Here is an 18,362-nt window from a genome sequence, read left to right as displayed (position 1 = left end):
GTCTCCGGCGCGTACAGCTCCGCGATCCGCTCGGTGGTGTCGTGCTGCGGGGTTGGTCAGCCGGTGAAGGTGCCGGACTTGACCGGCTTCCAGCCCTTGGTCGGGTCCTCGGTGGACTTGACCTCGTACACGGTGAGTTGCTTGTTGGTCGCGTCGCCGTATTCGTCGAAGGAGACCTTGCCGGTCACGCCGTCGAAGGAGACGTCCTGCATCGCCTCGACGATCTTGGCGCGGGCGTCGTCGGGCAGTTTGCCGTCGTTGTCCTCGACGACCTTCTTGACTGCTTCGATGACGGCCCAGGCCGAGTCGTAGGAGTAGCCGCCGTAGGCCTCGTAGGCCTCCTTGTAGCCGGCCTTCTTGTAGTTGGCGATGAACTCCTTGGCGGAGGGCAGTTCCTCGACGGGCTGGCCGATGGAGGTGGCCATGTCGCCCTTGCCCTCCTTGCCGGCGAGCTTGACGAAGTCGGCGCTGTAGATGCCGTCGCCGCCGACGAGCGGGATGTTGGCTCCGGCCTTCTTCATCTGCTTGCTGAGGGGGCCGGCCGCGGGGTATTCGCCGCCGTAGTAGACGACGTCCGCGTCGGAGTTCTTGATCTTTGTGGCGACGGCGCCGAAGTCCTTGGTGTCCGGGTTCACGTGCTCGGTGCCGGCGACCTTGCCGCCGAGCTTGGTGAACTCGTCCTTGAAGGTGGCGGCGAGGCCGGCGCCGTAGGTCTTCTTGTCGTCGACCACGAAGACCTTCTTCTTCTTCGCGTCGTTGTACAGGTACTGCGCTGCGAAGGGTCCCTGGACGGCGTCCGTGGTGGCGGTACGGAAGTAGGCCTTGTACGGGCGGACCTTCTTGCCGCCGTTCCAGTCCTGGCCCTGGGTCATGGCCGGGTTGGTGTTGGCGGGGGAGACCTGGACGAGCTTCGCGTCGTCGAAGACTTTCTGCATCGACTCGCCGACGGAGGAGTTCAGGGGGCCGACGGCGCCGAGGATTTCCTTGTTCGCGACGAACTTGGTCGCGTTGGTCTGGCCTGAGGCGGGCTGTCCCTGGTCGTCGGCGGACTCCACCTTGAAGGTGATGCCTTCGACGTACTTCTTCGCGTTGGCTTGCTTGGCGGCGAGATCCACGGAGTTGCGGATGCCGAGGCCCAGCGCGGACAAGTCGCCGGTCAGCGGCGCGTCGACGCCGATGACCACGGTGGTTCCGCCGCCCCCGGCGTCATCCTTGTCCTTGTCGTCGCGTGAGCCACAGGCGGTGAGGGTGAGTGCCCCCGCGGTGAGTGCAGCGGTGATGGCTATGAGCGAACGTTGACGCACGATCAGTCCTTTCCCCTGGCACGGCCGTCCCCTGTTGGGTGGCCGAGTCGAGCGCGGAACCGAACTGACAGGAATCCGGTGGGCGCGGTGACTGGCCGTGACTCTAAGGGCCGCTTTGTTCCAGGTGGAGTGGTCAGGCCAAAGGTGTGACGCTCTTGTTATGCCACGGAGTATTCCGCGCTGGAACTCAGGGGGTGGTTGGGGCGGAATAGGCCGTCTTCGGCGCATCCCGCATGCTGAGAACTTGCAGGACTGTCAGGGTGTTTTACTCATGACATCAGTGTTCGGGGGGCATGCGGCTGTCAGGGCCCGGGAAAGATCTTTTGCGTACCTCTCGCCGAGGATGAAGGCCTGTTCCTGTATTGCGCGCGCATTACGCAGTGTTACCGCCAGGAAAGGGAGTCCGGCATTCCGCTGCACATTTCCACATTCGCGAATGTGCATCGTGATACGTGCCGTCCGAGGGGTTCCCGTTTTCACGGTGAATGGGGTATGGGGCGCGACGGTGACCGACAGCGCCGCCGACGGCTGCGCGATCCGTCTGACGGACACCGGAGGCCCCGAGTCCTGGCGCAGGGCGACGGTGAAGCGGAACGTGCGGCCGCCGGCCCGTGGGTGCGTCATGTCGCCCCGGTAGGTCACGGACACGGTCTGCGACGGGTGGAGCGGTGGCGGGGGCGCGGGGGGCCGGGGGCGGGTCAGGTGGAGGCTGAGACCGGCGGCTGCGACGGTCGCGGCCGCGGCGAGGGCCAGGGTGATGCGGCGGCGCCGGGTGAGGAGCGGGCGGGGCCGGGCGGGGGCGGTGGCCGGATCCGGGACGGTGGCGCGGGCGTCGTAGGTGTTCTCGCCGGGCTCGATGGGGCCGATGGCGTTCACACCCACGGCCCGCCGCTCGGCTTCCCGTGGCGGTAGCGCTCCGCGCAGCGCTCGCGGGCCTGACGGGTGATCAACTCGCGTCCGGCGTCGGCTCCTTGGCGCTCGCGCTCGGCACGGGCCTGGTCGAGGGTGTCCCGCAGGATCATGTACTGGCCGTTGGAGAGGCCCATCGACTGGTAGTCGCCGTAGGTCTCCTTGCCCGAGTCGTAGATCTGCCGCGCCCACTTGGTGATCAGGGCCGTGCAGAGGTCCTCGGGAGAAGTGGTGGCGGGGGAGGGCGCGGGGGTTTCGGCGGTCGGAGAGCCGCCGTCGCATCCCTGGGTGAGGGGGGTGGCGAGGAGAGTGGTGAGAGCGAGCGCACAGAGCTGTTTCCGGTGCCTCATGCACCGACGCTAGACCGGGGCCGCACGTCCCGACAATGCGTGGGGCGCGCCTGGGTGGACCTGCCCCCGCGAGGCGCGCCCGCTCCCAACCGCCTTACGCCGCGGCGCCGTTGGCCTGCGTGTCGCGCAGCAGGCAGGTCAGCCGCGCGGTGCACACCCGCTTGTCCTGCTCGTCGGTGATCACGATCTCGTACGTCGCCGTGGAGCGGCCCCGGTGCACGGGCGTCGCCACACCGGTGACCAGGCCCGAACGCGCGCCGCGGTGGTGTGTGCAGTTGAGGTCGACGCCGACGGCGAGCTTGGTGCTCCCGCCGTGCAGCATCGAGCCGACCGAGCCGAGGGTCTCGGCGAGGACGGCGGACGCGCCGCCGTGCAGCAGGCCGTACGGCTGGGTGTTGCCCTCGACCGGCATGGTGCCCACGACGCGGTCGGCGGAGGCCTCGAGGATCTCGACGCCCATCCTGGTGCCCAGGTCGCCCGCGGAGAACAGGGCGGGCAGGTCGACGCCGAGCGCGGCGTACTCGTCGATGACCTCTTGCGGGAACTTCACGCTGTGCTGCTCGCCCATGGGGCCCGGCTCCGTTCGTCGTCCTCACCGTCACTGAGCGAACGCTCAGTCGGTCCCCGATTGTTCCAGGCGTACGACGACGGACTTGCTGGCGGGGGTGTTGCTGGTGTCGGCGGTCGCGTCCAGCGGGATCAGGACGTTCGTCTCCGGGTAGTACGCCGCCGCGCAGCCCCGGGCCGTCGGATAGTGCACGATCCGGAAGCCCGGCGCGCGCCGCTCGACGCCGTCCCGCCACTCGCTCACGAGGTCCGCGTACGACCCGTCGGCCAGGCTCAGCTCACGGGCGTCATCGGGGTTCACCAGGACGACACGACGGCCGTTCTTGATGCCCCTGTAGCGGTCGTCGAGGCCGTAGATCGTGGTGTTGTACTGGTCGTGCGAGCGCAGCGTCTGCAGCAGGAGGCGGCCCTTGGGCAGGGCGGGGAACTCCACCGGCGCCGCGGTGAAGTTGGCCTTGCCGGTGGCCGTGGGGAAGCGGCGCTCGTCGCGCGGGGCGTGCGGCAGGGCGAAGCCCGCGGGGTCCGCCACCTTGGCGTTGAAGTCCTCGAAGCCGGGGATCACGCGCGCGATGCGGTCGCGCACCGTGGCGTAGTCCTTCTCGAACTCCTCCCAGGGGGTGGCCGATTCGGGCCCCAGGACCCGGCGGGCCAGGCGGCACACGATGGCCGGCTCGGAGAGCAGGTGCGGGCTGGCGGGCTCCAGGCGGCCGCGGGACGCGTGCACCATGCCCATGGAGTCCTCGACGGTGACGAACTGCTCTGTGCCTTTCCCTTCCGGGCCGCCCTGGAGGTCCCGCTCGGTGCGCCCGAGGGTCGGCAGGATCAGGGCGCGCGCGCCCGTGACGGCGTGCGAGCGGTTCAGCTTCGTCGACACGTGGACGGTCAGGCGGGCCTTGCGCATCGCCGCCTCCGTCACCTCCGTGTCGGGCGAGGCCGCCACGAAGTTGCCGCCCATCGCGAAGAACACCTTCGCCTTGCCGTCCCGCAGTGCCTCGATGGCGCGGACGACGTCCAGGCCGTGCTCGCGCGGCGGCGCGAAACCGAACTCCTTCTCCAAGGCGTCGAGGAAGGCAGGCGCGGGCCGCTCGAAGATGCCCATCGTGCGGTCGCCCTGCACGTTCGAGTGCCCGCGCACCGGACACACGCCCGCGCCGGGGCGGCCGATGTTGCCCCGCAGCAGAAGGAAGTTGACGACCTCGCGGATGGTCGGCACGGCGTGCTTGTGCTGGGTCAGGCCCATCGCCCAGCACACGACGGTGCGCTTCGACGCGAGGACCATGGCGAGGGCCTCCCCGATGTCCTCGCGGGTGAGGCCGGTCGCGGCGAGGGTCTCGTCCCAGTCGGCGGCGCGCGCGGCCTCGGTGAACTCCTCGTACCCATGGGTGTGTTCGCGGACGAACTCCTCGTCCACGGCGCCCTCCGTCTCCACGATGAGCTTGTTGAGGAGGCGGAACAGGGCCTGGTCGCCGCCGAGGCGGATCTGCAGGAAGAGGTCGGTGAGGGCGGTGCCCTTGAGCATGCCCTGCGGGGTCTGCGGGTTCTTGAAGCGCTCCAGGCCGGCCTCGGGCAGCGGATTGACCGTGATGATCTTCGCGCCGTTGTGCTTCGCCTTCTCCAGGGCGGAGAGCATGCGCGGATGGTTCGTGCCGGGGTTCTGCCCGGCGACGATGATCAGATCCGACTTGTAGAGGTCCTCCAGGAGGACGCTGCCCTTGCCGACGCCGATCGTCTCGGTGAGCGCGGAGCCCGACGACTCATGGCACATGTTCGAGCAGTCGGGCAGATTGTTCGTGCCCAGCTCACGGGCGAACAGTTGGTACAGGAACGCCGCTTCGTTGCTGGTGCGGCCCGAGGTGTAATAGACGGACTCGTCCGGGCTGTCAAGGGCGGCCAGTTCCTCGCCGATGATGTCGAAGGCCCGCTCCCAGGGGACGGGTTCGTAGCGCTCGGCGCCCTCGGCCAGATACATCGGGTGGGTGAGGCGGCCTTGCTGGCCCAGCCAGTACCCACTGCGCGTCGCCAGGTCGGCCACGGGGTGCGCGGCGAAGAAGTCGGGGGTGACGCGGCGCAGCGTGGCCTCCTCGGCGACCGCCTTCGCGCCGTTCTCGCAGAACTCCGCCGCGTGCCGGTGCTCGGGCTCGGGCCAGGCGCAGCCGGGGCAGTCGAAGCCGTCCTTCTGATTGACCCGGAGCAGCGTCAGCGCCGTGCGGCGCACCCCCATCTGCTGCTGGGCCATGCGCAGCGAGTGCCCGATGGCGGGAAGGCCCGCCGCGGCGTGCTGGACCTCCGCGACCTGCGGCGCGTCCTGGACCGGATCACCCTTGGGCGACTTCCTTGCCATGGTCGGCTCCCCTTCGAGCACGTGCGTGAGCTATGTCTCCGATCCTCCCACGCGCCGCTGACGGAGCGGCCGCGGGTGAGGGTTGGGGCTGAGTGTCAGTGGGGCGTGGCAGGATCGGGGACGTGGCAGAAAAAGCAGCGAAGAAGAAGTCCGAGACCGCGACGAAGCCGAGTGGCGAGCAGCGTCCGCGCCTGCTCCTCATGGACGGGCACTCCCTGGCCTACCGGGCGTTCTTCGCGCTGCCCGCGGAGAACTTCACGACCGCGACGGGCCAGCCGACGAACGCGATTTACGGCTTCGCGTCGATGCTGGCGAACACCCTGCGCGACGAGGCGCCCACGCACTTCGCGGTCGCCTTCGACGTCTCGCGCAAGACGTGGCGCTCCACGGAGTTCCCCGAGTACAAGGCGAACCGCTCCAAGACCCCGGACGAGTTCAAGGGGCAGGTCGAGCTGATCGGCGAGGTGCTCGACGCGATGAACGCCGTGCGGTTCGCGGTGGACGGCTTCGAGGCGGACGACGTCATCGCCACCCTCGCCACCCAGGCCGAGGCGGCCGGCTTCGACGTCCTGATCGTCACCGGCGACCGCGACTCCTTCCAGCTGATCACCGACCACGTGACCGTGCTGTACCCGACCAAGGGCGTATCGGAGCTGACGCGCTTCACCCCGGAGAAGGTCGAGGAGAAGTACGGCCTCACGCCCAGCCAGTATCCGGACTTCGCGGCCCTGCGCGGCGACCCGTCCGACAACCTCCCCGGCATCCCGGGAGTGGGTGAGAAGACCGCCGCGAAGTGGATCAACCAGTTCGGTTCCTTCGCGGACCTCGTCGAGCGCGCCGAGGAGGTCAAGGGCAAGGCCGGGCAGAACTTCCGCGACCACCTGGACGCGGTGAAGCTGAACCGCCGCCTCACGGAGATGGTCCGCGACGTCGAGCTCCCCAAGCAGGTCACCGATCTGGAGCGCGCTCCGTACGACCGCACGGCCCTCGCCATGGTCCTCGACACCCTGGAGATCCGTAACCCCTCGCTGCGCGAGCGGCTCCTGGCCGTCGACCCCGGCGCCGAGGAGGCCGACCAGACACCGGCCGAGCCCGGCGTGGAGCTGGACGGCACGGTGATCGGCGCGGGTGAGCTCGCCCCGTGGCTCACCGAGCACGGCAACGCCGTCCTCGGCATGGCCACGGTCGACACCTGGGCCCTCGGCACGGGCTCGGTGACCGAGGTCGCCCTCGCCGCGGCCGGGGGAGCGGCGGCCTGGTTCGACCCCTCCCGCCTCGACGAGGCCGACGAGAAGGCCTTCGCCGCCTGGATCGCCGACCCGAAGAAGCCCAAGGTCCTGCACAACGCCAAGGCCACGATGCGGGTCTTCCCCGAGCAGGGCTGGACGGTGGACGGCGTCAGCATGGACACGGCGCTCGCCGCGTACCTGGTCAAGCCCGGCCGCCGCTCCTTCGCCCTGGACGCCCTGTCCCTCGAATATCTGGGCCGGGAGCTGGCACCCGCCTCGGCGGCCGAGGGGCAGCTCGCCTTCGGTACGGAGGAGGACGACCAGGCCGAGGCCGACGCGCTGATGTCGCAGGCCCGCACGATCCTCGACCTGGGCGCGGCCTTCGGCGAGAAGCTGCCGGAGGTCGGCGCGGGCAATCTCCTGACGGACATCGAACTGCCCACGTCCATCCTCCTCGCCCGCCTGGAGCGGCACGGCATCGCGGCCGACCGCACCCATCTGGAGGCGATGGAGCAGCAGTTCGCGGGCGCGGTGCAGCAGGCGGTGAAGGAGGCGCACGCGGCGGCAGGCCACGAGTTCAACCTCGGCTCGCCCAAGCAGCTCCAGGAAGTCCTCTTCGGCGAGCTGAACCTCCCCAAGACGAAGAAGACCAAGACCGGTTACACCACGGACGCCGACGCCCTGGCCTGGCTCGCGGCCCAGACCGAGAACGAACTGCCGGTCATCATGCTGCGCCACCGCGAGCAGGCGAAGCTCCGCGTCACGGTCGAGGGCCTGATCAAGTCGATCGCCGCGGACACCCGCATCCACACGACGTTCAACCAGACCGTCGCGGCGACGGGCCGCCTGTCCTCCACCGACCCGAACCTCCAGAACATCCCCGTCCGCACCGACGAGGGCCGCGCGATCCGCCGTGGCTTCGTGGTCGGCGAGGGCTTCGAGTCCCTGATGACCGCGGACTACAGCCAGATCGAGCTGCGCGTGATGGCTCACCTCTCCGAGGACGAGGGCCTCCTGGAGGCGTTCGGGTCGGGCGAGGACCTGCACACCACGGTCGCCTCGCAGGTCTTCTCCGTCGAGGGTTCCGCCGTCGACGCCGAGATGCGCCGCAAGATCAAGGCCATGTCGTACGGCCTGGCGTACGGCCTCTCCGCGTTCGGTCTCTCGCAGCAGCTGAACATCGAGGCGGGCGAGGCCCGTGCCCTGATGGACACGTACTTCGAGCGGTTCGGCGGGGTCCGCGACTATCTGCGCCGTGCCGTCGACGAGGCCCGGGCGACGGGGTACACGGAGACGATGCTGGGCCGCCGCCGGTATCTCCCCGACCTCAACAGCGACAACCGCCAGCGCCGCGAGATGGCCGAGCGGATGGCGCTGAACGCCCCGATCCAGGGCACGGCCGCGGACATCGTCAAGATCGCCATGCTGAACGTGCACCGCGCACTGACGGAGGCCGAGCTCGACTCCCGCATGCTGCTCCAGGTCCACGACGAAATCGTCCTGGAGATCGCTCCGGGCGAGCGCACCGAGGTGGAGGAGCTCGTCCGCCGCGAGATGGCGGGCGCGGTGTCGCTGCGGGCACCGCTGGACGTATCGGTGGGCGTGGGACCGGACTGGGAATCCGCCGCGCACTAGCGGTTGCTCCGTCCGCCCCCTCCGGCGGCGGCGGACACCGGGCGGGGCGGAGCCAGAAGCGGGGGCGGGGCAGTACTCCTCGGCCCGGTCGCCACGCTTTTCACGCCTCTCCCGGTGGCTGCCGCCGGGGCAAGCGCGGCGCTACGTGTCCGAGCTAAGCCACGGCCCCCGCCTTCGCCCTGGCTCTGCCCGGGTCGCCACGCTCCTCACGCCTCTCCTGCGGCTGCTGCCAGGGCGAGCCCGGCGCAATGTGCCCGGCCTATGCCACCGACCCCCGCCTCCGGCTGCCTCCGCCCGGGGCGCCACGCTTTTCACGTCCTCTCCCGGCGGCTGCCGCCAGGGCAAGCACGCCGCTACGTGTCCGAGCTAAGCCACGGCCCCCGCCTCCGCCCTGGCTCGGCCTCGCCCCCGCCCGGTGACCGCCCCCGCCCCGCCGGAGGCCCTCACTCGCGTGGCCCCCGCCCCCGAGCCCCGGCAAGATGCCACCGCCACGATGACCGCATGGCCCTTCACCTGCGAAAGCGCCGAATAGCGAGCGCCACGGCACTGGTCACCACGCTCCTCGCGCCCCTCCCCGTGGCCGCCGCCAGGGCGAGCACGGCGCAACGTGCCGCCTGTGGCACCGCCCCCGCCGACCCCTCTCTCGCCGCCCAGCTCTCCCGCGACCTCCGCGTCCTGCTGGCCGCCCGGCACGGCGTCGTCTCCGTGGTTCATCACGACGTGGCCCTTCACGACCCCGCCGAGGGGGTCGGCTGCGCCCTCGGCAGCAGCCACCGTGACGACACCGCGAGCATCACCAAGGTCATGATCATGGCGGCCGCTCTGCGCCGTGCACAGGACTGGGGACGCGGGCTCACCGCCTGGGAGCACCGCACGATCCGCCCCCTGATCACCCGCTCGGACAACACCGCGGCCGGCCGCCTCCGGGGCGACCTCGGCCAGTCCTGCGTCGCCCGTTTCCTCGGTCGCGCACAGACCGCCGCCACTACGCTCATCCCCTACGCCCGCTGGGACCTCCGCCGCCTCGGCGTCCTCACCGGAGCCAGGGCCCGCGCGTACGGCCTGGAGCAGCTGAACGCGCTGCGGCGCGACCAGCGCTGAGGTAGGCCGCGAAGCGACGGGCGTGCCTCGGGAACAGCCGGCTGCCCCGGTCCGCGTATGGCCGGCATATGCACACCGTGGGCGCGTTCACGCGAGCCAGGGCCGGAGTCGGCCGCTCCCGCACGTACCGCGTCGTCGCGTACGTACCGCATCATCTGCCTCCCGCAGTACAACCCCACGGCGCGGTAAGGAGTCCGTACCATCGAACGCGTTGCTCAGGCCGTGCACCGCGCCGTCGGGGGAGGGCAGGAGCCCCGCCCGAACAGGGCGCGGCCAACCGGTGAAAATCGGGCACGAACGGGTGTCTGGGCGCCGGAAGTTGTCGTAGTGTCGCCTGAGTCGGCCCGCTGGGGAGCAACACGGGGAACACAGCAGAGCGGGCAGCGACAGGCACAGTCGTCAAGGGGAGGGGCTCACGGTCATGGCGGCGGTATTCGGCAGGCGGTTGCGCAGGGGAGCGGTGACCACCGCGGTGGCCGCGGCGGCGGTGGCCGCGCTCGCGGCCTCCCAGGCCCCGGGCGTGACGGACATCCCTCGCGACGAGCGGGCGGGGGCATCCGGCGCCACGCCACCGGCCGAGGACTCCGCGACCGGCAACTCCCCCTATTACACCGATCTGCCGGAGCTGAAAAGCCCGGTCCCGCCGACCGGAGCGCCCGACGGCGGTACCGGCGACGGCGAAACCGATTCGGAGATCCCGGCCACCGTCCTCGACGCGTACAAGAAGGCCGAGGCCTCCCTGGCCACGTCCAAGCCGGGCTGCAACGTCCCCTGGGAACTGCTCGCCGCGATAGGCAAGGTCGAGTCGGGACAGGCGCGTGGCGGCCGCGTGGACGCGAACGGCACCACGCTCGGCGAGATCCTCGGCCCGCCTCTCAACGGCAACGGCTTCGCGAAGATCACCGACACCGACAACGGCGCGTACGACGGCGACAAGACGCACGACCGCGCGGTCGGCCCCATGCAGTTCATCCCCTCGACGTGGGAGACCTGGGGGCAGGACGGCAACGCGGACGGCAAGTCGGACCCGAACAACATCTACGACGCCGCGCTCGCCGCCGGAAAGTACCTCTGCGCGAACGACCGCGATCTGTCCGTCGACGCCGATCTGCGCAAGGCGATCCTCAGTTACAACCACTCGACGGACTATCTGAACACGGTCCTGAGGTGGCTGGAGCACTACCGCGACGGCATCCGCGAGATCCCCGACGGCACGGGCGACCTGCCGGGCGACCGCAGCGACAGCAACGGACCGAGCACGAGCCCCACGCCCACGCCCCCCGCACCCGGTTCGCCCTCGCCGAAGCCGCCCAAGTCCGGCGACGACAAGCCCGGCGACAAGGAGCCCGGCAACGGCGGCGGCAGCGGCGGCTCGACCACGCCACCGCCGTCGAACGGCGGCGGCTCCGAGACCCCCGCTCCCACCCCGCCGCCCGCCGACCGGGTCGCACGCCTGGAGGACGCCGGCACCGGCAAGCTCGCGGCGACAGCGGGCGACGCCTTCGCCGAGCGGGTCGAGGTACGCACGGAGGCCGCTTCGGGCTCCGGCGTGGCCAAGGCCAAGGTGCGGTTCGTGATCGTCGGTGACACCGACGCGCGCTTCTCCGGCGGTGCCACCAGCGCGACCGTCACCACGAGCGCCACGGGCAAGGCCACCGCTCCGGTGCTCAAGTCGGGCGAGAAGACAGGTGAGTTCACGGTCCGGGCCACCGTGGTCGGCCGGTCGCTGCCCGGCCTCAGCTACACGGCGACGGTCACCGCGCGCCAGGCCGACGCCCTGACCAGGACCGGCGACAAGGCGCTGACCTGCGAGCCGGGCAAGGAGTTCGCCGAGCAGCTCGAGGTCAAGGCGACGTACAAGGGAGAGGCCGCCGACCGTGTGGCGGCCACCGCCACCATGATCAAGTCGGCGGCGGACGCCACGGCCAACGACAAGGGCCCGTACTTCAAGGACGCGGACGGCAAGCCGGTCCGCACCCTCAAGGCCCTGAAGACGGACGCGAACGGCGTGCTCAAGCTCCCCAGGATGTACGCCGACGACGCGGCGGGCACGTATCTGCTGCGCGTGACCACCGCGGGCGGCGCGACGCTCACGGTCGAACTGAAGGTGGCGGCACCCGCGGCCTAGCCTCGGACGCTCCCCGCACGCTCCGGCACACCACGCCCCCGCGCCTTCCCGGCGCGGGGGCGTTCGTGTGTGTGCAACGTGTTCTCATCTGGCCGCCGCGTTGCTACGGTGCCCCAGCCCTGACGCCCTGTCAGTTCATGGTCCGTGCCGTTCCCGCCTCGGGAGGATCCGCATGCGCGCTCTCATCGCCGCCGCGACCGGTCTTGCCGTCGCCCTCGCCCTGGTCCTGACGATCACGGCGATCGGGTCCCCGCCCGGCGAGACCTCGCCCGAGCCGCTGCTCACCACCGTCCCCGAGCACCCGTGACCGCCGACCGGTCCATGGCCGTCGACCGGTCCATGACCGTCAACCGCCCGTCTCCGTAGGGAGGGCCGCCGCGATGCGCCGCAAGGCCAGCCTGATCCTGCTCGCCTTCGCCGTGTTCTTCACGGCGATGTCCCCGCTCATGCGCTGGTACGCCTTCCCGCGCCTCGCCAAGATCCCGCCGGGTCAGTACCAGGAGGCGGTGCTCGAGGCGAAGAACCCGACCCTGGTCGACTACGGCACCATGACGGCCAAGAAGGTCTCCAAGGTCACCGTCGTGCAGACGCTCAAGGGCAATGTCGAGGCCTCGGAGAAGATCGAGAAGAGCGCGGACCGCGACGTCGTCGTCTGGGACGCCCTCTCCTACGTCCAGGGCCCCGACGGCAAGATGGTCTCCAAGGTCCCCGAGCGCTACATCTTCGACGCGCACAGCCAGGAACCGGTGCACGCCACGGGCGAGATGGTCGACGGCGACGCGGTCAAGCGCGAGGGCATCGAGTTCAAGTGGCCCTTCCTCACCGAGAAGCGGGACTACGAGTACTTCGACGCCCAGGCCCGCGTCACCAAGCCCATCCACTACAAGGGCACGCAGACCTTCCGGGGCGTCGACGTCTACTACTTCGAGCAGACCATCCCCTGGACCAAGGTCCCCATGCCCAAGACGATGCCGGTCAAGGGCATCACCCCGGAATCACTCGACAAGACGGGCACCACACGCTGGTACACGACCGTCCGCAAGTTCTGGGTCGAGCCGACCACCGGCGCGCCCGTCTACGGCGAGGAGATCCAGAAGAACGAGCTGCGCGGCGGCACGCTCCTCGGCGACCGCGACAAGGTCACCGTCTTCGCGGGCCACGTGAAGATGCGCGAGGACTACATCAGGGACACGGTCGACCTGGTCAAGTCCCAGCGCGTCCTCGTCCTCCTCATGATGTCCTATCTCCCCTGGGGCTTCCTGGGCCTCGGCCTGCTCCTGCTCGCCCTCTCCCTCTGGCTGGAGGCCCGCAGCCGCAGGCCCGGTGACCCGGAGGCCACGGCGGCGCCCGAGCCGGAACCGGTCAACGCCTGAGCCGGGCGTTGGTGAACCGCGTCGCCTCGGCGGCCGCCGGGTCCTCCGGCCACGGATGCTTCGGATACCGCCCGCGCAGCTCCGCCCGCACCGCCCGGTAGCCGTCCCGCCAGAACGAGGCAAGATCGGCGGTGACGGCGGCGGGGCGCCCCGCGGGGGACAGCAGATGAACGAGGAGGGGCACGCCGCCGTCCGCGATCCGCGGGGTCTCGGCGAGCCCGAACATCTCCTGCAACTTCACCGCGAGCACAGGCTGTTCGGGGTCGGAGTAGTCGATCCGGATCCTGGACCCACTGGGCACCGCCACCCGCTCCGGGGCGAGCGCGTCAAGGCGGGTGGCCTCGCCGGTCGCCCACGGCAGCAGCCGGTTCAGCGCCTGCCCCGCGTCGATGCGCCGCAGGTCGGCCCGGCGCCGCGCCTTCGACAGCTCGGGCTCGAGCCACTCGTCCACGCGCGCGTGCAGGGCGCTCTCGGACACGTCGGGCCAGGGCGCGCCGAGGTGCCGGTGCAGGAACGCGAGCCGCTCCCGCAGCTCCCGCGCGCCCTGCGACCAGTTCAGCAGCGCGGTCCCCTCTTCCCCGAGCCCCGCGAGCAGCCCTTCCCGTACGAGTCCGGGGGCGGGCTTCTTGAGCGGCCGCACCGTCAGCTCCACGGCGCCGAGCCGCTCCACGTGCCGCGCGACGAGATCCCCGTCGTCCCAGGCGACCTCGTCCCCCTCGGAGCAGAGCGAGGCGGCCGCGCCGCGTGCGACGTCCTCGTCGATGTGCCCGCCGAGCAGCACGCGCGCGTGCCCGGCGCCCACCGGCCGGTCGGCCGCGGCCACGGCGATCCACTCCGCACCGGTCAGCGCGGACCCCGCCCGCACCTCGGCCCGGGTCCCGTTCACCATGAGGTACGTCCCGTCTCCGCGCCCCTGGGCGACACGCTCGGGGAAGGCGAGAGCGGCAACGAGCCCGGCGACGTGCTCGTCAGTGTCCGCTCCGGGGTGCCGGTTGGGCGGGTGGGAAAGGTCTTGCGCCGAAGCTGCCGGGTCCGGCGTACCAGCTCCCGGCGGCAACGTCCCCGCAGCGGTCAGCCGCCGTACTTCCGTGCGCCACCGCGCCGCGTACCCGTCCCCGCCACGCCGGGCAGCGCGCCAGGCCGCCGCGAGGTCGTCCCCGTACTCACGCGGCGGCTCCTCGCTCAGGAGGGCCACCACCTCGGCCGCGCGGCGCGCCCCCACGAGGGGAGCCGCGTCCAGGAGGGCCCGCGCCAGGCGGGGGTGCAGACCGACCCGCGCCATCCGCGCACCCCGCTCCGTGACCCGCCCCGACTCCGGGGACACGGCCCCCACCGCCGTCAGGACGGAACGCGCCGCCGCCATCGCGCCGGCCGGCGGCGGATCGAGCAGGGCCAGACCGGAGGCGTCCGGGTCCCCCCAGCAGGCCGTCTGCAGGGCGAACGCGGAAAGATCGGCCAGCTTGATCTCCGGCGCCGGAAAACGCGCCAGACGGGCGTCCTCCGCCTCCGCCCAGCACCGGTACACGGCCCCCGGCGCCTCACGCCCCGCACGGCCCGCCCGCTGCCGGCCGGCGGCCTGCGAAGCCCGTACGGTCGTCAGCGCGCTCAGCCCGCGCGCGTGGTCGACGCGCGGCTCACGCGCCAGCCCCGAGTCGACCACGACCCGCACCCCGGGCACCGTGAGCGAGGACTCGGCCACCGAGGTCGCGAGGACCACCCGCCGGGTGCCGTCCGAGCCCGCGAGCACCGCGTCCTGCACCGCCGCGGGCGCCCGCCCGTGCACCTGAAGGACCTCCGCGGGCACGCCCCCCAGCTGCCCCGCGACCCGCGCGATCTCACCGACCCCGGGCAGGAAGCACAGCACGTCCCCGTCCCGCTCGGCGAGCGCCCGCCGCACCACCGACGCCACATGCGTGAGCAGCGCGGGATCCACCCGCATCCCGTGCGGCGGACGCACCGGACGGGCCGGCGGCGCCCAGAGGACCTCGACCGGATGCGAGACGCCCCGAGCCTCCACCACGGGCGCGTCTCCCAGGATCCGCGCCCACCCCTCCGCGTCCGTCGTCGCGGACGCGGCCACGAGGCTCAGCTCGGGCCGCAGCGCCGCCCGCACGTCGACCAGGAACGCCGCCACGGTGTCCGCGTCCAGATGCCGCTCGTGGCACTCGTCGATGATCACGACGTCGACACCGGTCAACTCCTGGTCCCGCTGCAGCCGCTGCAACAGGACACCCGTGGTGACGACCTCCACGCGCCCGCGCCGCCCCACCACGCGCTCACCGCGCACCGTGTACCCGACGCTCTCGCCGACCTTCTCGCCGAGCAGCCACGCCATCCGTCGCGCGGCGGCCCGGGCGGCGATGCGCCGGGGCTCGGCGACCACCACACGCCGTTCGGGCGCGTCCCCGAGCAGCCCCGCGAGGGCCAGCGGCACCAGCGTCGTCTTGCCCGTACCGGGAGGCGCGCACAGCACGGCGCCGCCCGACCCCTCCAGAGCGGAACGCAGCGCGGGCAGCGCGCCGCTCACGGGCAGGTCAAGGGCTTCGTTGCGCAGACGGGTCACGCACTCAGTCTCGTACGCACACGAAGATCGCCGACCCCGGGATCAGATTCCCGCGCAACGGGGACCAGCCGCCCCACTCCTGGGTGTTCCACGCGGGCCACTCCGGCTCCACGAGATCGACGAGGCGGAAACCACCGGCCACGATGTCCCGCACCCGGTCGCCGATCGTCCGGTGGTGCTCCACGTAGACGGCGTTCCCGTTCTCGTCCTGCTCCACATAAGGAGTGCGGTCGAAGTACGAGGCCGCCACGGACAGGCCCTCGGGGCCCGGTTCGTCGGGGAAGGCCCAGCGCATCGGGTGCGTCGCGGAGAACACGAAGCGGCCGCCCGGCCGCAGCACGCGGTGCACGTTTTTGAGGACCCGCACCGGATCGGCGACGAACGGCATCGCTCCGTAGGCCGAGCACACGAGGTCGAAGCTGCCGTCAGCGAAGGGCAGCGCCCCCGCGTCCGCCTCCACCAGCGGCACCCCGCCGCCGATCCGCAGCGCGTGCTGCAGCTGGCGGTGGGAGAGGTCGAGGGCGACCGGACGCGCGCCCTGCGCGGCCAGCCAGCGCGAGCACTGCGCCGCCCCCGCGCCGATCTCCAGGATGTCCTTGCCCTTCAGCTCCTCCGGCGGACCGAGGAGTTCGGCCTCCACCTCGTCGAGACCTTCGGGACCCCACACGAACCGGTCGTCACCCAGGAAGGTGCCGTGCTCGATCTGGTAGTCGTCCGCGTTCCTGTCCCACCAGCCACGATTCGCGCGGCTGCTCTCCGTGACATCAGCGTCACGTCGGGTGGCCTCGGGCTCGGGCGTCTCGGGCAGCTCGGACTCTTGGATGATCGGCTCCATCGTCGTACTCTTCCGTCTGGCTTCGTCGAGGCTCGTCGCGGTGAGGCGGTCGCGGGGCGCCGTGAAGGCGTCGCGACAGGGCGCTGTGCGGCCCATGTGGCCTCACGCGACAGCATTTGTGCCGGGTTTGCGGCGTTCCGCCCCGGGTGTGCGCCTTCGCGCATTGACCCTGTCCGGCCGCCCCCGTATGCTACAAGTTGCGCTGCGAGCCTGCTGTCCTCAGACCTAGCAGGATGCGCTCGCGTCTGTTGTATGTCCCCTCGGTTGTCGAGGCGCCTTCCGTTTCTTCGGAAACTCAGGAATCGGCGCTTCCCAGGCTGTCCGGCTTCTTCAGAGCGAAATCGGCTCCGGCGCTAGCAGTACCTACGACTTCTGTCCGTACCGGAGCCCTTTCCCACATGACGAGCAGCACCGAGACCACCGCCACCACTCCGCAGGTAGCGGTCAACGACATCGGTAACGAGGAAGCTTTCCTCGCCGCGATCGACGAGACGATCAAGTACTTCAACGACGGCGACATCGTCGACGGCGTCATCGTGAAGGTCGACCGGGACGAGGTCCTGCTCGACATCGGTTACAAGACCGAAGGCGTCATCCCGAGCCGCGAGCTCTCCATCAAGCACGACGTCGACCCGAACGAGGTCGTCGCGGTTGGTGACGAGATCGAGGCCCTGGTTCTCCAGAAGGAGGACAAGGAAGGCCGTCTGATCCTGTCCAAGAAGCGCGCTCAGTACGAGCGTGCCTGGGGCACGATCGAGAAGATCAAGGAAGAAGACGGCATCGTCACCGGTACCGTCATCGAGGTCGTCAAGGGTGGTCTCATCCTCGACATCGGCCTCCGTGGCTTCCTGCCGGCCTCCCTCGTCGAGATGCGCCGCGTCCGCGACCTCCAGCCTTACGTGGGCAAGGAGCTCGAGGCCAAGATCATCGAGCTGGACAAGAACCGCAACAACGTGGTCCTGTCCCGCCGTGCCTGGCTCGAGCAGACCCAGAGCGAGGTCCGCCAGACCTTCCTCACGACCCTGCAGAAGGGTCAGGTCCGCTCCGGCGTCGTTTCCTCGATCGTCAACTTCGGTGCGTTCGTGGACCTCGGCGGCGTCGACGGCCTCGTGCACGTCTCCGAGCTTTCCTGGAAGCACATCGACCACCCCTCCGAGGTTGTCGAGGTCGGCCAGGAAGTCACCGTCGAGGTTCTCGACGTGGACATGGACCGCGAGCGCGTGTCCCTGTCGCTCAAGGCGACGCAGGAAGACCCGTGGCAGCAGTTCGCCCGCACGCACCAGATCGGGCAGGTTGTTCCCGGTAAGGTCACCAAGCTCGTTCCGTTCGGTGCGTTCGTGCGCGTCGACGAGGGCATCGAGGGCCTGGTCCACATCTCCGAGCTGGCCGAGCGCCACGTGGAGATCCCGGAGCAGGTCGTCCAGGTCAACGACGAGATCTTCGTCAAGGTCATCGACATCGACCTCGAGCGTCGCCGGATCTCGCTGTCGCTGAAGCAGGCCAACGAGTCCTTCGGCGCCGACCCGTCGGCCGTCGAGTTCGACCCGACCCTGTACGGCATGGCCGCGTCCTACGACGACCAGGGCAACTACATCTACCCCGAGGGCTTCGACCCCGAGACGAACGACTGGCTCGAGGGCTTCGAGACCCAGCGTGAGGCTTGGGAGGGTCAGTACGCCGAGGCGCAGACGCGCTTCGAGCAGCACCAGGCCCAGGTCATCAAGTCCCGCGAGGCGGACGCCCAGGCCGAGGCCGAGGGTGCTGCGGCTCCCGCGTCCTCGACCGGTGCCCCGGCTGCCGGTGGCAGCGGTGGCGGCGGCGGTTCGTACTCCTCGGAGTCGGACGACAACTCCGGCGCCCTGGCGTCGGACGAGGCGCTCGCCGCTCTGCGCGAGAAGCTCGCCGGCGGCCAGAGCTGAAGCTCTCCGCCAGGCGGTAACAGCTGAAACCGCGGGCCCGTACCTCTTCGGAGGTGCGGGCCCGCGGTGCGTTCGCTCGCCGCCGTCGTGAACTCGACTGTCCCCCGC

General features: G+C 70.7%; 13 protein-coding genes. 6 read left to right on the top strand and 7 right to left on the bottom strand.

The features are described from left to right. Positions 1–56: 56 nt before the first annotated feature. The 5 genes from ACWGIH_RS38330 to ACWGIH_RS38310 all read right to left on the bottom strand — a co-directional run bounded on the left by ACWGIH_RS38330 (position 57) and on the right by ACWGIH_RS38310 (position 5,471). Positions 57–1,304, bottom strand: coding sequence for a branched-chain amino acid ABC transporter substrate-binding protein (locus tag ACWGIH_RS38330; protein ID WP_453448499.1), 1,248 nt, complete (start codon positions 1,302–1,304; stop codon positions 57–59). 255 nt (positions 1,305–1,559) lie between these two features. Further along, positions 1,560–2,180, bottom strand: a complete 621-nt coding sequence (locus ACWGIH_RS38325; RefSeq protein ID WP_453448500.1) for a Tat pathway signal sequence domain protein — start codon at positions 2,178–2,180, stop codon at positions 1,560–1,562. Next, on the bottom strand, positions 2,177–2,563 hold the full coding sequence (locus tag ACWGIH_RS38320) for a hypothetical protein (protein ID WP_453448501.1): 387 nt from the start codon (positions 2,561–2,563) through the stop codon (positions 2,177–2,179). The genes ACWGIH_RS38325 and ACWGIH_RS38320 overlap by 4 nt, the downstream gene beginning before the upstream one ends. Before the next feature lie 94 nt (positions 2,564–2,657). Then, positions 2,658–3,131: a PaaI family thioesterase gene (locus ACWGIH_RS38315; RefSeq protein ID WP_453448502.1), complete on the bottom strand. Its 474-nt coding sequence runs from the start codon at positions 3,129–3,131 to the stop codon at positions 2,658–2,660. A gap of 45 nt (positions 3,132–3,176) precedes the next feature. After that, a complete protein-coding gene (locus tag ACWGIH_RS38310) occupies positions 3,177–5,471 on the bottom strand; it encodes an FdhF/YdeP family oxidoreductase (RefSeq protein WP_453448503.1) in 2,295 nt (764 codons plus the stop codon). Positions 5,472–5,593: 122 nt separating this feature from the next. Here ACWGIH_RS38310 and polA point away from each other — a divergent pair, with 122 nt between their 5' ends. The 5 genes from polA to ACWGIH_RS38285 all read left to right on the top strand — a co-directional run bounded on the left by polA (position 5,594) and on the right by ACWGIH_RS38285 (position 12,937). Then, positions 5,594–8,335, top strand: a complete 2,742-nt coding sequence (polA, locus tag ACWGIH_RS38305; RefSeq protein ID WP_453448504.1) for a DNA polymerase I — start codon at positions 5,594–5,596, stop codon at positions 8,333–8,335. Between the two features lie 501 nt (positions 8,336–8,836). Next, positions 8,837–9,436, top strand: coding sequence for a hypothetical protein (locus ACWGIH_RS38300; RefSeq protein ID WP_453448505.1), 600 nt, complete (start codon positions 8,837–8,839; stop codon positions 9,434–9,436). 421 nt (positions 9,437–9,857) lie between these two features. Further along, a complete protein-coding gene (locus ACWGIH_RS38295; RefSeq protein ID WP_453448506.1) occupies positions 9,858–11,564 on the top strand; it encodes a lytic transglycosylase domain-containing protein in 1,707 nt (568 codons plus the stop codon). A 172-nt stretch (positions 11,565–11,736) separates the two neighbouring features. Further along, complete coding sequence (locus tag ACWGIH_RS38290; RefSeq protein WP_453448507.1) at positions 11,737–11,871, top strand: SPW_0924 family protein; 135 nt, start codon at positions 11,737–11,739, stop codon at positions 11,869–11,871. 73 nt (positions 11,872–11,944) lie between these two features. Then, on the top strand, positions 11,945–12,937 hold the full coding sequence (locus tag ACWGIH_RS38285; RefSeq protein ID WP_453448508.1) for a DUF3068 domain-containing protein: 993 nt from the start codon (positions 11,945–11,947) through the stop codon (positions 12,935–12,937). Here the strand turns inward: ACWGIH_RS38285 and hrpB are convergent. Beyond that, positions 12,927–15,500 (bottom strand): ATP-dependent helicase HrpB, encoded by a 2,574-nt coding sequence (gene hrpB / locus ACWGIH_RS38280; RefSeq protein WP_453448509.1) that lies wholly within the window; start codon positions 15,498–15,500, stop codon positions 12,927–12,929. The two genes, ACWGIH_RS38285 and hrpB, sit on opposite strands and share 11 nt — an antisense overlap. A 4-nt stretch (positions 15,501–15,504) precedes the next feature. After that, on the bottom strand, positions 15,505–16,335 hold the full coding sequence (locus ACWGIH_RS38275; RefSeq protein WP_453448510.1) for a class I SAM-dependent methyltransferase: 831 nt from the start codon (positions 16,333–16,335) through the stop codon (positions 15,505–15,507). A 398-nt stretch (positions 16,336–16,733) separates the two neighbouring features. On the opposite strand from ACWGIH_RS38275, the gene rpsA reads away from it, so the two are divergent. Continuing rightward, positions 16,734–18,254, top strand: coding sequence for a 30S ribosomal protein S1 (rpsA, locus tag ACWGIH_RS38270; protein ID WP_365822523.1), 1,521 nt, complete (start codon positions 16,734–16,736; stop codon positions 18,252–18,254). Positions 18,255–18,362 lie beyond the last annotated feature (108 nt).

This window comes from Streptomyces sp. NPDC054872, from assembly GCF_053610705.1.
The sequence above is the reverse complement of the archived record's forward strand: the minus strand, read 5'-3'. Positions and strand labels throughout refer to the sequence as shown.

What these genes read in the sequence shown, in the direction of transcription:
- ACWGIH_RS38275 (WP_453448510.1), bottom strand. Translation starts at nt 16,335, where the DNA reads ATGGAGCCGATCATCCAAGAGTCCGAGCTGCCCGAGACGCCCGAGCCC.
- ACWGIH_RS38310 (WP_453448503.1), bottom strand. Translation starts at nt 5,471, where the DNA reads ATGGCAAGGAAGTCGCCCAAGGGTGATCCGGTCCAGGACGCGCCGCAG.
- ACWGIH_RS38320 (WP_453448501.1), bottom strand. Translation starts at nt 2,563, where the DNA reads ATGAGGCACCGGAAACAGCTCTGTGCGCTCGCTCTCACCACTCTCCTC.
- ACWGIH_RS38285 (WP_453448508.1), top strand. Translation starts at nt 11,945, where the DNA reads ATGCGCCGCAAGGCCAGCCTGATCCTGCTCGCCTTCGCCGTGTTCTTC.
- ACWGIH_RS38315 (WP_453448502.1), bottom strand. Translation starts at nt 3,131, where the DNA reads ATGGGCGAGCAGCACAGCGTGAAGTTCCCGCAAGAGGTCATCGACGAG.
- rpsA (WP_365822523.1), top strand. Translation starts at nt 16,734, where the DNA reads ATGACGAGCAGCACCGAGACCACCGCCACCACTCCGCAGGTAGCGGTC.
- ACWGIH_RS38300 (WP_453448505.1), top strand. Translation starts at nt 8,837, where the DNA reads ATGGCCCTTCACCTGCGAAAGCGCCGAATAGCGAGCGCCACGGCACTG.
- ACWGIH_RS38290 (WP_453448507.1), top strand. Translation starts at nt 11,737, where the DNA reads ATGCGCGCTCTCATCGCCGCCGCGACCGGTCTTGCCGTCGCCCTCGCC.
- ACWGIH_RS38295 (WP_453448506.1), top strand. Translation starts at nt 9,858, where the DNA reads ATGGCGGCGGTATTCGGCAGGCGGTTGCGCAGGGGAGCGGTGACCACC.